Raw genomic sequence first — 14,548 nt, forward strand, 5'->3', positions numbered from 1 at the left:
GACGTACCCGGTCGCGGCCGCGCGGACCACGTGCACGGGGCCCGCGGGATCCGGGTCGCCGGGTCCGTCCGTCGCGACGGCACCCGCCTCCGCGTCCCGCGCCGGCCGCGTCGCGTCGATCACGCGCTCGAGGTCGGCGAGCACGCGCGTCTGCAGCGTCGTCACCTGCACCGACATCGCGATGTGGTGGATGAAGTACACGAGCACCGCGACGTCCGCCACGGCCAGCAGCACGGCCGCGCTCACGGCGAGCACCGGCACGAACCCGACCACGCCGTCCTCCTCCGTGTGGATGGAGCGCAGCACGATGAGCGCGTACAGGAACGTGGACGTCAGCACCGCGAGCACGACCTGGTTGCCGCGGTCGGCCATGAAGTTCCGCACCAGCCGCGGGCCGTACGAGGACGACGTGGTCGCGAGCACCGAGATCGTGATGGAGAAGGAGGTCGCCGCCACGCCGAGCATGGTGCCGCCGATGGCCGAGAGGATCGCCCGGCCGCCGGTCGCCGAGAGGTCCTCCACGAGCGGGATGTCGTCGATGCCTGCGGCGACGAGCAGCCGGTCGACCTCCACGAGGCCGAGCGCGAGGACCACCGCCCCGAGGCCGAGCAGCGCGGGCAGGAGCCAGAAGGACTCGCGGGCGTGGAGGAGCCGGGATCGCATGCTCGAAGGCTAGGGGCGGAGCCGAGGGGCCGGTCGACCGGCGGGCCTCGTCGGACAGCGCCCGGCCTGCAACACGATGCGGTCGGAGCCCGGCCCTTGACACCCTAGGTTGGTTAGTGTTCGATCAGTCACATGACGACGACCGGCACCGCCACCCGCTCCACCGCCGAGGCGCAGCGCGAGCGCATCACCTCCGCCGCCGTCGCCGTCTTCTCCCGCACGGGCTACCACTCCACGCCCGTCACCGACGTCGCGCAGGCGTCCGGCGTCTCCCCCGCGTACGTCTTCCGCCTCTTCCCCGGCAAGCTCGGCGTCTTCGTCGCGGCCGTCGACCGCTGCTACGAGCTCGTCGCCGCCGCCCTCGCGAAGGCGGGCGAGGAGGCCGCGTCCACGGACCCGACCGACCGGCTCGAGGCGATGACGCTCGCGTACATCGCCCTCATCGAGGACCGCGACCTCATCCGGCTCCAGGTGCACGCGCAGTCGGCGTGCGAGGTGCCGGAGATCCGCGAGGCCGTGCGGCGCGGTCTCGCCGCCGTCGTCCGGGCCGTGAGCGTCGGATCCGGCGCCGACCACGACGCCGTCCAGCGCTTCATCGCGTACGGCCAGCTCTGCCACCTCGTCGTGCAGGCCGACCTCTCGGACGTCCGCGCCGAGTGGGCCCGCATCATCTCCTCCGGGATCCGCCACTCCGGCTGATCCCGCCCCACCGCGCCGCCCCTCCGGCGGCGTCCCCCCGTGTCACGACTTGTGACTGTTCGATCAATAACCAAGGAGCCCCACCATGAACGCCACCATCACCCCCACCCGCACCACCCGCGTCGTCCTGCCCGGACTCGTCGAGCCGTCCGGCCTCCTGGTCGAGGAGGCGGCCGTCGAACGCCCCGGCTGCGGGCAGCTGCTCATCGAGGTCGAGGCGACGGGCGTGTCCTTCGCCGAGCAGGCGATGCGCCGCGGCCGCTACTTCGGCCAGCCCGCCTTCCCGTTCACGCCCGGCTACGACCTCGTGGGCCGCGTGCTCGAGGTCGGCCCGGGCGGGGATCACGCGCTCCTCGGGCAGCGCGTCGCCGTCATGACGAAGACCGGCGCGTGGGCCGGGCACGCGGTCGTCGCGGCGCGCGACGCGGTCGTCGTGCCGGACGGCGTGCTCCCCGAGCAGGCGGAGGCCGTCACGGTCAACGGCGTCACGGCGTGGCAGATGCTGCACCGGGCGGCGCGCGTCGAGCGCGGCGGCACGGTCCTCCTGTTCGGGGCGAGCGGCGGCGTGGGCGGCATCCTGATCCAGCTCGCGCACCACGCCGGCATCCGCGTCATCGGCGCCGCCTCCCCGCGCCACCACGACGCGCTGCGGGCGGCGGGTGTCGAGCCCGTGGACTACGCGGATCCCGACCTCGCCCGCATCGTCCTCCGGCTGGCCCCCGGCGGCGTCGACGCCGTGTTCGACAACATCGGCGGGGACGTCACGAAGCTCGGCTTCGAGCTCCTCGCGCCCGGCGGTGCGCTCGTCACCTACTCGATCATCAGCGCCGTCCAGGGCACGGGCAGCGTATGGCCCGCCTTCATGAAGGCGCTCGGGCGCCTGCTGGCGTGGGATGCGCTGCCGAACGGCCGGCACGCCGCGTTCTACGACCTGTGGGCCGGCCACTCCCTCCGCCCGCGCCGCTTCCGCGCGCGCCTGCAGGAGGACCTCGGGCAGGTGCTGGCCCTCGTCGCCGACGGGACGCTGACGGCCTCCATCGCCGGGCGCTTCCCGCTCGCCGAGGCGGCGGCCGCGCTGGAGCTCGCCGAGTCCCGCACGGTCGCGGGCAAGGTGATCCTCGTCCCGTGAGCGCCGCCGCCCCGTCCCGCAGCTGCGCGCTCGGGGCGGCCGCCGGGTAGGCGAGGATGGACACCGTGACCGACGCCACCACCCCCGCCTCCCCCTTGCAGCTCCACGACACCGCCGCCCGCGGCTTCGCCTCCGACAACTACTCCGGGATCCACCCCGAGGCGCTCGAGGCCATCGCGGCCGCGAACGGCGGGCACCAGGTCGCCTACGGCGGCGACGCGTACACGGCACGCCTGCGGGAGGTCGTGGGCGAGCACTTCGGCCGCGGCGCCGAGGCGTTCCCCGTCTTCAACGGCACGGGCGCCAACGTCACGGGCCTCCTCTCGATGTTGCCGCGCTGGGGCGCCGTGGTCTGCGCGACCACCGCGCACATCAACACCGACGAGGGCGGCGCCCCCGAGCGCGTCGCCGGCATCAAGCTCCTGCAGGTGCCGACCGAGGACGGCAAGCTCACCCCCGAGCTCATCGACCGGGAGGCATGGGGCTGGGGCGACGAGCACCGTGCGCAGCCGCTGGCCGTGAGCATCACCCAGACCACCGAGCTCGGCACCGTCTACACGCCGGCCGAGGTGCGGGCGATCGCCGACCACGCGCACGAGCGCGGCATGCGCCTGCACATGGACGGCGCGCGCCTCTCCAACGCGGCGGCCACGCTGGACGCCCCGTTCCGCGCCTTCACGTCCGACGCGGGCGTCGACGTCGTGAGCTTCGGCGGCACCAAGAACGGCCTGCTCTACGGCGAGGCGATCGTGGTGCTCGACCCCGAGGCGTCGGAGGGGCTGACCTACCTGCGCAAGCTCAACATGCAGCTCGCGTCGAAGATGCGCTTCGTGAGCGCGCAGCTGCTGGCGCTGCTCGGATCCGAGGTCGACGGCGTGCCCCTCTACCTCCGCTCCGCCCGCCACGCGAACGGCATGGCCGCCCGGCTCCGGGCCGCGCTCGACGGCGTCGACGGCGTCGAGTTCACGCAGGAGACGCAGGCGAACGGCCTGTTCGCGATCCTCCCCGAGGGCGTCGCCGACCGCCTCCGCTCCGAGTTCCGCTTCTACGACTGGGACCCGGCCCGCCGCGAGGTGCGCTGGATGTGCTCCTTCGACACCACCGAGGACGACATCGACCGGTTCGCCGCGGCGATCCGCCGGGAGGTCGGGGCGGCGTAGCCCGCACCCCCGCGCGACGGACGACGGCGGCCGGCCCCCTCGGGGACCGGCCGCCGTCGCGTCGGGACGGGCGAGGATCACCCCGTGTTCTGCAGCCCCGCCGCGATGCCGTTGACGGTGAGCAGCAGGAGCCGGTGGTCCGGATCCGTCGGGTCGGCCTGGCCGGGCGCCGTCTCGGCCGAGGTGCGCAGCGCGCGGAGGGCCCGCAGCTGCAGCAGCGACAGCGCGTCGACGTACGGGCTCCGCAGGCGCACCGCGCGGCGCAGCACCGGCCGGCCCTCGAGGATCTCCTCGCGCCCCGTCGCCTTGCGCACCCACTCGCGCGTGAGCTCCATCTCCTCCGTGACGAGCGCCGCGAGATCCGGGCGGTCGCCGAGGGCGAGGTAGCGCTCGGCGAGGCGGCCGTCGGTCTTGGCGAGCGACATCTCGACGTTGTCGATCATCGAGGTGAACAGCGGCCACTCGTCGTAGGCGTTCCGGAGCACGGCCTCGTCGCCGACGGCGGCCAGCGCGGATCCGAGGCCGAACCAGCCGGTGAGGTTGATGCGCGCCTGCGTCCACGCGAACACCCACGGGATCGCGCGCAGGTCCTCGAGCGACTCGACCGACAGGCCGCGGCGGGCGGGCCGGGAGCCGAGCGCCAGCAGGCCGATCTCCTCCATCGGCGTGACCTGCGCGAACCACGGCGCGAAGCCGGGCGCCTTCACGAGCTCGAAGAAGCGGGCGCGCGAGGCCTCGTCCATGGTGCGGACCATCTCGGCGGATCCGTGCGCGGCGGCCGCGTTGCGCTCCTCGTTCGAGGGCGCGGACGCCAGCAGCGTCGCGGCGGCCATCTGCTCGATGTGGCGGGCGGCGATGCGCTTGTCGCCGTAGTGGGCGAAGATCACCTCGCCCTGCTCGGTGAGCTTGAAGCGGCCGTCGACGGATCCCGGCGGCTGGGCCCGCACGGCGCGGTCGGCCGGACCGCCACCGCGCCCGAGGGCGCCGCCGCGGCCGTGGAAGAGCGTGAGCTCGATGTCGTTCTCCCGCGCCCAGGTCGCGATGCGCGCCTGCGCGTCGAACAGGGCGAAGGTCGCGGACACGGGCCCGACGTCCTTGGACGAGTCGGAGTAGCCGAGCATCACCTCGAGCTTGCGGCCCGTCGCCGCGAGGCGCGCCTCCACCTGGGGCAGGCGGATCATCTCGTCGAGGATCCGCGTGCTCGCGTCGAGATCCGCGAACGTCTCGAACAGCGGGATGACGTCGAGCACGGGCGCGTCCTCCGCGGACCCGAGCGCGAGCGCGGCCAGCTCGTGCACCGTGCGGATGTCGTCGGCCGACTGGGTGAACGAGACGATGAAGCGCGAGAACGGCGCGACGCCGTGCCGCTCCTGCAGGCGGGCGAGCGTGCGGAACACGTCGAGCACCTCGACCGTCATGGGCGCGAGCTCGGGAGCCTGGTCGCCCGACGCATCCGCCGAGGCCACCGCGAGCACCTCGCGCAGCGCCTCGCGGTGCACCTGCGAGTGCTGGCGCACCTCCATCTCGGCCAGGTGGAACCCGAAGGTCTCGGCCTGCCAGATGAGGCCCTGCAGCTCGCCGCCCGCGATGCGGTGCGCGCCCGCATCCCGCAGGGACGACTGCAGCACGCGGAGGTCGGCGAGCAGCTCGGCGGCCGACGGGTAGGCGATGGGGTCGTCGTGGCGCGTGCGCGTGGCGGCGAGGCGGTCGGCGATCACGAGCAGCACGCGGCGGTGCAGCTCGGCGGGCGCGCGGGTGCCGATGCGGGCGGTGAGATGCGGCGCGAGCGCGTCCTGCGCGGCGGCCAGCTCGCGCAGCTCCGCGCTCGGCGGGGTGTCGGCGTCGCCGAGCGTGAGCGACCGGCCGACCCGCAGGGCCACGCGCTCGAGCCCGAGGAGGATGTGCTCGCTGGCGATGCCCGCGGCCTCCTCGGTGACGGCCGCGGTGACGTACGGGTTGCCGTCGCGATCCGCCGCGATCCAGTTGCCGAGGCGGAAGAACGCGGGCGCCACGGCCTCGCGCACCCCGGCCTCGTCGCCGAGCAGCCAGTCGTCGAGCAGGCGGTAGACGCGCGGCACGACCTCGAACAGGGTCTGGTCGAAGACGCCCATCGCGGTGCGCACCTCGTCGAGCGGGGTGGGCCGCGTGGTGCGCAGCGGCGACGTGCGCCACAGGCCGTCGATCTCCTCGAGCAGCCGCCGGTCGACGTCGGCGCCCGTGAGCGTGCAGGCGACCGCGCCGTCGCGCTCGGTGAGCAGGTCGCCGATGCGGCGGATCCCCGTGGCCACGGCCCGCCGACGGGCCTCGGTCGGGTGCGCGGTGAGCACGGGGTGGAAGCGCATCTCGCCGAGCCGTCGCATCGCCTCGTCGCGGCCCAGCTCCTCGGTGAGCGTGCCCACGGCGTCCGGGATGGAGTCGGGCACGAAGCCCGACGCGGCCTCGCGCTCGCGGAGGACGCGCACGCGGTGGTGCTCCTCGGCGAGGTTGGCCAGGTGGAAGTAGCAGGTGAACGCGCGGGCGACCTGCTCCGCGCGCTCGGGCGTGAACGTGGCGACGAGCCGCTCGGCGTCGTCGATGGATGCGTCGCTCGCGCGCTCGTACGCGTCGATCACCAGCTCGCGCAGCCGCTCCACGTCGCGGAGCAGATCCTCCCCGCCGGACTCGCGGAGCACCTGGCCGAGGAGGCCGCCGAGGTGGCTGACGTCGGATCGGAGCGCCGGCTCGACGGCGTCGCGCGTGCCGTCGCGGGTGGTGTCGTGCTCGAGGGGAAGCGGCTTCTTCGGGGGAGTCGTCACGGTGTCGAGGATACGGAAGGCGGCGGGCGGATCCTGCGCATGACGTCCGAGGACGCGCGCTCCAGCCGCGGATCCGGCGGTGGAGGATGCGCCGGGCGACCGGATCAGCTCGCGGCGGGCGCCGCCACGCGCTCGTCCCGCGGCATCCGCAGCAGCGCGTACGCGGAGGCGGCGAGCAGCAGCACGGCGCCCGTCGCGAAGGCGACCGGGTACGAGAACGCGTCCGCGAGGAAGCCGGCGACGAGCGGGCCGACGATCGCGCCGAGGTCCGACACCATCGAGAACACGGCGACGGGGCGTCCGCTGCGGGCGCCCGCGGCATCGCCCACCGCAGCTGCCGGCGCCGTGCCCATGAACGAGGCGGCCGCGCCGTACACGCAGAGCAGCACCGTGAGCACGATCATGTCGGGGGCGAACGGGATCGCGATCATCAGCAGCCCGGCGACGCCGTACGCGCCGACGATCGCGGGGCGGCGACCGCGCGTGTCCACGAAGCGCGCGGCGGGCGCGAGCGCGAGCGCCTGCACCACGGCGGCGCACGCGAACGCGATGCCGGTGGCCGAGGGATCCGCGCCGATCACGGCGACGACGAGCAGCGGGATCAGCGCGCTGCGGACGCCCATCGACGCCCACCCGTTGCCGAGGTTCGCGAGCAGCGCCGCGCGGTAGCGGGGGTCGCGCAGCACGCGGCCGAACGGGATCACGACCTCGGGCGTCCCGGTCGACGCCACATCGCGCGTGCGCGGCCGCAGGAGCAGCAGCCCGATGACGCTCGCGACGGCGAGCGTGGCGGCGTAGAAGAAGAAGGGAGCGGTGAGCGAGATGGTCGCGAGCACGGCGCCGAGCGCGGGCCCGGCCATGCCGCCGATGAGGAAGCCGCCCTGGTAGAAGCCGATCGCGCGGGCCCTGCGGGTCGGATCCGTCGAGCCGAGCAGCAGCGTCATCGCGGCCACCGAGAACATCGCCGACCCGATGCCGCCCGCGCCGCGGAGGAGGAGCAGCTGCACGTAGTCCTGCGCGAGCCCCGCGAGGCCCGAGGAGACCGCCACGATCGCGATGCCGACCGCGAGCACCGTGCGCTCCCCGCTCCAGTCGATGAGGCGCGCGACGAACGGGCTCATCACGAAGCGCATGAGGGCGAACGCGGAGATCACCGCACCGACCTCGAAGCTGCCGACCCCGAAGCTCTCCGCGTAGACGGGCAGCACGGGCACGACCACGCCGAAGCCGACCATCACGAAGAACGCGATGACGCCGAGGACGAGGACGTCGCGCGGGAGCTTCGCGCGGGGGGCCTTCGCGGGGCCGCGGGTGTCGGGCATGGAGCCGTCGCCGGGCTCGGGGGTGCGCGCGGATCCCGCACGTCGGAAGGACCGCATGGGGAAAGCGTACGGCCGCCCGGCGACACCGCGTGCGCGCGGACCGGCCGCCCGCCTCACCCCATGTCGCTCCCCAGCTCCACCTCCGTGAAGATCGAGCCGAGCAGCACGCCCGCGGGCGGCGACGTGTCCTCCCCGAGCTCCGGGAAGCGGTGCGCGAAGACCTCCGCGTCGTCCTCGGGGAAGTAGCCGATCGCCTCGCCCGCCGCGAGCGAGACCCAGCGGCGCGTGTTCCGCGAGACGCCCCACACGATCCGGTGGCCGGGCTCGTCGAGGCGGAGCACGGCCTCCACCAGCCGGGCCGCATCGCCCGCCGACAGCCAGGTCGAGACGCTGCGGGCCTGCGACGGCTCGGGCTCCGCCGTCATGATCCGCACGCTCACCACGACGTGCCCGTGCCGGTCGGCGTACATGCTGCCGAGCCCCTCGAGCAGCACCTTGCTCAGGCCGTAGAAGGTGTCGGGCCGCGGCGCGGGCACGTCCTCGCGCGCGGCATCGGTCGCGGGCAGGAAGCCGACCGCGTGGATGGAGCTGGCCGCGAGGATCCGCGGCACCCCCGCCCGCACGACCGCCTCGTGCACGGCGTGCGCGCCGTCGTTGTTCACGCGCTGGATCGCCTCCCACGGCCGCTCGGCCGCGTGCGCCGCGAGGTGCACCACGAGGTCGGATCCGCGGAACGCCTCCGCGCACGCGTCCACGTCGGTCGTGTCGACGATGGCCGAGGTCTCCCCCGGCGCGAGCGGCGTCGGCGGCTCCACCACGTCGAGCAGCCGCAGCTCGTGCCCGGCCGCGAGGAGCAGCGGGCGGATGCTCGTGGCGATGCGCCCGGATCCTCCCGTGATCGTGATCGTGCCCATGTCGGATCCCCTTCGTCGTCGAAGCGCCGCCCGGCGCGGCCGTGCTCCCATCCTGGGCGACGCGCGGGCGGACGACCAGCGTCCGCCCGCCCGCGCCTCACTCGAACAGCCGGTTGACCCGCTCGTTCACCTGGTCGAGCGAGTCGACGGGCTCGCTGCCGATGTAGATGCTGTCCATCACGGGCTTCATGATCGCGAGGATCTCCGCGGCGTTGTTCGTCACCGGGAAGAGGATCGTGTTCCCGTCGTCCACGAGGTCGGTGAACGGCTTCACGTCGAAGCCCTTGTCGGCGAACGCTTGGATGGCGGCCTCGGTGCCCGCGGGCCGCGCCGGGAAGATCACGCCCTCCTTCCCGACGATGGTCTGGCACTCGTCCGAGCCGAGGAACGCGACCCAGCGGGCCGACTCCTCGGGCGCGTCGGTCTGCGCGCTGATGGAGTCGCCGAGCCCGTTGTACATGGAGACCGGGTGCCCGATCGGCCCGATCGGCACGCTCGCGATGCCGAGGTCCACGCCCTGCAGCCGGGCGTAGCTGGAGATGGTCCAGGAGCCGTCGGCGACGAGAGCCGCCTGGCCGGATCCGAGCTGCTGCACGAGGTTCGGCGCCGTGCCGACGCGCTCGTACGGCGGCAGGTACCCCTTCTCCACGAGGCCGAACAGCCACGCGATCGAGTCCTTGAAGCGCGGGTCGTCGTAGGCGTACCGGTCGCCCCACACGGGTGCGTTCGTGAACTCCCATCCGGTCGCCCCCGCGAGCCACGCCCACTGCGTCTGCCCGTTGGTGTCGCCGGCGCCGTTGGATCCGAGGCCGTACGTGACGACGCGCGTCGGGTCGAAGCCCTCCTCGTCCCCGCGCACGCCGTTGGCGTCGACCGTGAGGTGCGCGATGACCTCCTCGAACGTGCCGCCGTCCTCCGGGTTCCAGGTGAGGCCCTGCAGGTCGGCCGGCGTCATGCCGGCCTTCGCGAGCACCGCCTCGTCGTAGAAGAGGGCGACGGTGTCGAAGTCCTTCGGGGATCCGTACTGCTTCCCGTCCTGGCCCTTCCACAGCTCGGCGAGGCCCGCCTGGTAGTCGGCGGGGTCGAGGCCGGCGGTCGCGGGGAAGTCGTCGAGCGGCAGGATCACGCCGCGGCTGACGAACTCGGGGTACTTCGTGAGGTGGTCCGTGAACACGTCGGGCCCGGCGCCCGCGACGAGCCCCGCGGTGAGCTTCTGCCAGTAGTCGGCCCAGCCGTACTGCGTGATCCGGACGTCGACGTCCGGGTTCTCCGCCTCGAACGCGGTCGCGCACTTCTCGTAGCCGGGCAGCTGCAGGGACTCCCACAGCCAGTAGTCGACCGTGACCGTGCCCGATGCGGCCCCCGGCGCGGAGGCGCAGCCGGAGAGCGCCGCGAACGAGGCCGCCGCCACCGCGAGGGCGGCCAGCCGTCGGAGGCGGCGACGGGGACGGGTGGTGCGGGCGGAACGGGATGTCGTCGTCGACATGGTCGTGGTCCTCACTTGATGCCGTTGAAGCCGATGTTGTTGACGATGCGCTTGGCGAAGACCCCGAACAGCAGGATCATCGGCAGCGCCGCCACGAGCGTCGCGGCCATGAGGCCCGACCAGTCCGGCCCGCCCGTCGGGCTCTGCGACTTGAACGCCCCGAGCGCCACCGTGAGCACGCGCGAGTCGTCCGTGTAGCTGACCATCAGCGGCCAGAAGTAGTCGTTCCAGCTGCTCATGTAGGTGAGGATGCTCACGGTCGCGATGGGCGCCGCCGACATCGGGATGATCACCTTGAAGAAGATCGTGAGCTTGCTCGCGCCGTCGACCAGCGCCGCCTCCTCCACCTCCTTGGGCACGTTCATGAAGAACTGCCGCAGGAAGAAGATCGCGAACGGCGTCATGAACAGCGACGGCAGCATGATCCCGAGGAGGCTGTCGATGAGGCCCAGCTGCTTGACCAGCAGGAAGTTCGGCAGCAGCGTGAAGATCACGGGGACCATCAGGGACAGCAGGAAGAACCCGAAGACGAAGTCACGGCCGCGCCAGACGAGCCGCGAGAACGCGTAGGCGGCCATGGCGGAGAAGAACACCTGGCACACGGTCACGGTCGTGGAGACCACCACCGAGTTGCCGAGGTAGCGCCAGAAGTCGAGCTTGGCGCCGGATCCCCCGTCGGCGATCGCGTCGTCGACCGACTGCAGGCCGAAGACGCGGAGGAAGCCGTTCCAGGTGAAGTCCGCCGGCAGCAGCGATGTGGCGTTGCCGTACAGCGCGCCGTTGCTCGAGAGCGCGGTGCGCAGGATCCAGTAGAAGGGGAACACGGTCACGAGGATGAGGATCCCCATCACCACCCACGCGGCGATGCGACCCCACGGGATCGGGCGGCGGGGCCGGGCGGGGCGCGGCGGCCGGGGCGGGGCGTCGGCGCCGTCGACGTCGGGGCGGACGGGCACGACGGGAGGGGTCTGCAGCTGTGTCATGACGGCTCCTAGTTCAGGTCGGACTGGCCGGCCCGCGTGATGCGGTACTGGAAGTAGGTGACGATCACCAGGATGATCAGCATCGCGACGCTCAGCGTCGACGCGTAGCCGAAGTCGAACTGCGCGAACGCCTTGTCGTAGATGTAGACCTGCAGCAGCCGGGAGGCGTCGACGGGGCCGCCGCCTGTGGTCACCGAGACGGTGTCGAACACCTGGAACGAGCCGATCACCGAGATGATCAGCACGAGGCCGAGCACGGGGCGCAGCAGCGGCATCGTGATCCCGCGGAACATGCGGAACTCGGACGCGCCGTCGACCCTGGCGGCCTCGTAGTAGTTCGCGGGGATCGCCTGCAGCCCCGCGAAGATCAGCAGCGCCGTGTAGCCCATGTGCCGCCAGACGTTGACGGCCGCGATGGTCGGGATCACCCAGGCCTCGGTGGTGAAGAACCCGATGCGGTCGAGGCCGACCCACTCGAGGAGCTGGTTGCCGATGCCGAGCTGGAAGTCGAGGATCCAGAGGAAGACGAGCGCCGCGACCACGTTCGAGACGAGGTAGGGCGCGAGGATCACGCCGCGGAGGAGCGTCGACTGCGTCAGCCGCTGCATGAGGATGGCGATGCCGAGGGCGATGACCGTCTGGAACCCGATGTTGAGGACGACGTAGTAGACGGTGACGCGCGCGGCGTTCCAGAAGATCGGGTCGGCCAGCATGCGCTGGTAGTTCTCGATGCCGATGAAGCGGGCCGGGGAGAGCAGGTCCCACGAGGTGAAGCTCAGCCAGATGCCGCGGAGGAGCGGCCAGAAGTAGAAGACCACGAGGCCGATCGTGGCCGGGATGAGGAACAGCGCGGCGAGGCGGGTGTCGTCCCGCCGTCGAGCCCGGCGCGGTGGCGGTGCGCCGCCGGAGCGGCCGGAGCCGGTCGATGCGGGGGCCGTCGCCGGCCGGCCGGAATGGGTGCCGCGGGCGTCCACGGAGAGTGCCATCGAGACTCCTTCGTCCTTCCCGCTCCATCGCGGGCAGCGGTGCCGGTGAGGGCCTCCGCCGCCCTCAGTGTGACTTCGGGCCCATGTCCGCACAATGCCGGGAGGTCACGGGATGGTAACGAATGGAAACGCTTTCATTTCGTGCGGACCGAGGGATACAGTCGCTCGTGACACCCGCCCGACGAAGCGCAACGGAGCCCTCGTGACCGTCATCGACACCGCAGTGACCACCTCGATCCCGTGGGAGGCCGGCGGCCTGGGGCTCGTGTTCGAGCACGACGCGGACGGGCCGGTGCGCCTCGTGGAGGTGGGCGGATCCCCGGACGACGGGGCCGACGGGGCCGACGACGCATCGGCGATCGCCCGCGCCACGCCGCGCCAGCCGCTGGTCGAGGTGCTCTCGCCGGCGTGGGGCCGGATCAACAACAGCTACCGCTACGACGGCACGGCGCTCGGCGCCGGGCTGCGGTACGCGAGCTCCGCCGCCTCGTCGCGCGACGGCGTGGACCGGCTGGAGATCGTGCAGCGCCACGAGGCGTCCGGCCTGGTCGCGACCACCGTGCTCGAGGCGCACGCGGGCGTCCCCGCGGTCCGCACCACGACCACCCTCGCGCTGGATCCGGGCAGCGCACCCCTGCCCGTCTGGGCGGTCACGAGCCTCGCGACCGGAGCCGTCGTCTCCGACTCCCCGAACGACGTCGACCTCTGGTGGGCCGACAGCGGCTGGTGCTCGGAGAACCGCTGGACGTCCCGCGCCCTGCGCTCCCCCGGCCTCGTCGACATCGACCGCACGGCGCGCGGCGAGACGAGCCGCAACCGCCTCGCGGTGTCGAGCCTCAGCACGTGGTCGTCGGGCGTCGCGAACCCCGCGGGCGCCGCGCGCGACCGCCGCACCGGCCGCACCCTGGCCTGGCAGGTCGAGCACAACGGCGCGTGGTCCTTCGAGCTCGGCGAGGATCCCGACTGGGGCCACGGCGGCGTCCCCCTGGAGGACCGGCTCTTCAGCGACACCCCCTTCGGCCCGCCGCGCGCCGACCGGTCCCGCGACGGCGCGTACGTCGCCGTGCTCGGCCCCACCGACACGCTGCACCAGTGGTCCGTCGTGCTCGACGACACCACGACCTTCACGAGCGTGCCCGTCTCCTTCACGGCCGCCGGATCCCTGGAGGACGCCTTCGGGCGCCTGGCCGACCTGCGCCGCGCGTCGAACCGCCGGCACGCCGCGGGCGACGCGCTCCCCGTGGTCTTCAACGACTACATGAACACGCTCGAGGGCGACCCCACGGAGGGCAAGCTCCTGCCGCTCATCGACGCCGCCGCGCGCGTCGGCGCCGAGGTCTTCTGCATCGACGCCGGCTGGTACGACGACACCGCCGGGTGGTGGGCGAGCGTCGGCGACTGGCAGCCGTCGACCGCGCGGTTCCCCTCCGGCCTGTCGTCGGTCCTCGATCGGATCCGCTCGCACGGCATGGTCGCGGGCCTGTGGCTCGAGCCCGAGGTCGTGGGCGTCGACAGCCTCGCGGCGCGGACGCTGCCCGACTCGGCGTTCCTGCAGCGCGGCGGGGTGCGCATCGTCGAGAACGCGCGCTACCTGCTCGACCTCCGCTCGCCCGAGGCCCGCGCGCACCTCGACGAGGCAGTCGACCGGCTCGTCGGCGACCTCGGCGTCGGCTTCTTCAAGCTGGACTACAACGTCACGCCGGGCGCAGGCACGGACCTCGAGGCGCCCTCGGTCGGCGCCGGCCTCCTCGAGCACAACCGCGCGCTGCTCGCATGGCTCTCGGACGTGCTCGACCGGCACCCCGACCTGATCCTCGAGAACTGCGGCTCGGGCGCGATGCGCTCGGACGCCGCGATGCTCCGGGTCCTGCAGATGCAGTCGACCTCGGACCAGCAGGACCCGCTCCTGTACCCGATGATCGCGGTCGGCGCCCTCGCCCACATCCTCCCCGAGCAGGCCGGCAACTGGGCCTACCCGCAGCCCGACATGACCGACGAGATGGTCGTCTTCACCGAGTGCACCGGCCTCGCCGGCCGCCTCTACCAGGCCGGCGTGCTGAGCGGCATGGACGACCACGGGCTCGACCTCGTCGCGGACGCCGTGCGGGTGCACAAGGAGACGCGTCACGAGCTCGCGCGGTCGACGCCGCGCTTCCCCACCGGGCTGCCGTCCTGGGACGACGCCTGGACCACGGTCGCGTTCGACGTGGCCGGGTCCCCCGACACCTACGTGATCGCGTGGCGCCAGGCCCACGCCGAGCGCGAGGTGGATCTCGCGCTGCCGCACCTGGGCGAGGCGGACGCCGTCATCGAGCAGGTCTACCCGGCCGCGGGCGTCGGTGCGGCGTGGGGCGCCGCGCGGATCGCCGGCGGCATGCGGCTCGACTCGGGCGATGCGGGCACGGGCGCCG

General features: G+C 73.1%; 11 protein-coding genes. 4 read left to right on the top strand and 7 right to left on the bottom strand.

All coding sequences use genetic code 11. From position 1 onward, the window contains the following. Nucleotides 1-663, bottom strand: a 663-nt coding sequence (locus tag DZG00_RS05265; RefSeq protein ID WP_119455442.1) for a DUF2254 family protein, incomplete at its 3' end; no start/stop codon positions are given. Between the two features lie 132 nt (nucleotides 664-795). On the opposite strand from DZG00_RS05265, the gene DZG00_RS05270 reads away from it, so the two are divergent. The 3 genes from DZG00_RS05270 to DZG00_RS05280 all read left to right on the top strand — a co-directional run bounded on the left by DZG00_RS05270 (nucleotide 796) and on the right by DZG00_RS05280 (nucleotide 3,651). Beyond that, nucleotides 796-1,362 carry a TetR/AcrR family transcriptional regulator gene (locus DZG00_RS05270; protein WP_119382427.1) on the top strand — a complete coding sequence of 189 codons (567 nt, stop codon included), beginning with the start codon at nucleotides 796-798 and terminating at the stop codon, nucleotides 1,360-1,362. An 85-nt stretch (nucleotides 1,363-1,447) separates the two neighbouring features. Then, on the top strand, nucleotides 1,448-2,491 hold the full coding sequence (locus tag DZG00_RS05275; protein WP_119382428.1) for a zinc-binding dehydrogenase: 1,044 nt from the start codon (nucleotides 1,448-1,450) through the stop codon (nucleotides 2,489-2,491). Nucleotides 2,492-2,547: 56 nt separating this feature from the next. After that, nucleotides 2,548-3,651, top strand: a complete 1,104-nt coding sequence (locus DZG00_RS05280; RefSeq protein WP_119382429.1) for a threonine aldolase family protein — start codon at nucleotides 2,548-2,550, stop codon at nucleotides 3,649-3,651. A gap of 77 nt (nucleotides 3,652-3,728) precedes the next feature. Here the strand turns inward: DZG00_RS05280 and DZG00_RS05285 are convergent, their stop codons facing one another. From DZG00_RS05285 to DZG00_RS05310, 6 genes are all read right to left on the bottom strand, one after another. Further along, the gene (locus tag DZG00_RS05285) at nucleotides 3,729-6,446 is read right to left on the bottom strand and encodes a phosphoenolpyruvate carboxylase (RefSeq protein WP_119455443.1); all 2,718 of its coding nucleotides are present in this window, start codon (nucleotides 6,444-6,446) and stop codon (nucleotides 3,729-3,731) included. Nucleotides 6,447-6,550: 104 nt separating this feature from the next. Continuing rightward, entirely contained in the window at nucleotides 6,551-7,825 is a 1,275-nt protein-coding gene (locus DZG00_RS05290; protein WP_233549071.1) for an MFS transporter, read from the bottom strand. 56 nt (nucleotides 7,826-7,881) lie between these two features. Continuing rightward, nucleotides 7,882-8,682 (bottom strand): NAD-dependent epimerase/dehydratase family protein, encoded by an 801-nt coding sequence (locus DZG00_RS05295; protein WP_119382151.1) that lies wholly within the window; start codon nucleotides 8,680-8,682, stop codon nucleotides 7,882-7,884. A 97-nt stretch (nucleotides 8,683-8,779) separates the two neighbouring features. Then, nucleotides 8,780-10,168, bottom strand: a complete 1,389-nt coding sequence (locus tag DZG00_RS05300; RefSeq protein WP_233549072.1) for an ABC transporter substrate-binding protein — start codon at nucleotides 10,166-10,168, stop codon at nucleotides 8,780-8,782. 11 nt (nucleotides 10,169-10,179) lie between these two features. Next, the gene (locus tag DZG00_RS05305) at nucleotides 10,180-11,151 is read right to left on the bottom strand and encodes a carbohydrate ABC transporter permease (RefSeq protein ID WP_119382152.1); all 972 of its coding nucleotides are present in this window, start codon (nucleotides 11,149-11,151) and stop codon (nucleotides 10,180-10,182) included. An 8-nt stretch (nucleotides 11,152-11,159) separates the two neighbouring features. After that, nucleotides 11,160-12,137, bottom strand: a complete 978-nt coding sequence (locus tag DZG00_RS05310; protein ID WP_119455444.1) for a carbohydrate ABC transporter permease — start codon at nucleotides 12,135-12,137, stop codon at nucleotides 11,160-11,162. A 202-nt stretch (nucleotides 12,138-12,339) separates the two neighbouring features. Between DZG00_RS05310 and DZG00_RS05315 the strand changes: the two genes are divergently transcribed. Continuing rightward, nucleotides 12,340-14,548: glycoside hydrolase family 36 protein (locus DZG00_RS05315; RefSeq protein WP_147359928.1), on the top strand; the 2,209-nt coding region annotated here is incomplete at its 3' end.

The sequence above is a fragment of the Clavibacter lycopersici genome (assembly GCF_003576405.1).
GTDB classification, from domain to species: Bacteria; Actinomycetota; Actinomycetes; order Actinomycetales; family Microbacteriaceae; genus Clavibacter; species Clavibacter lycopersici.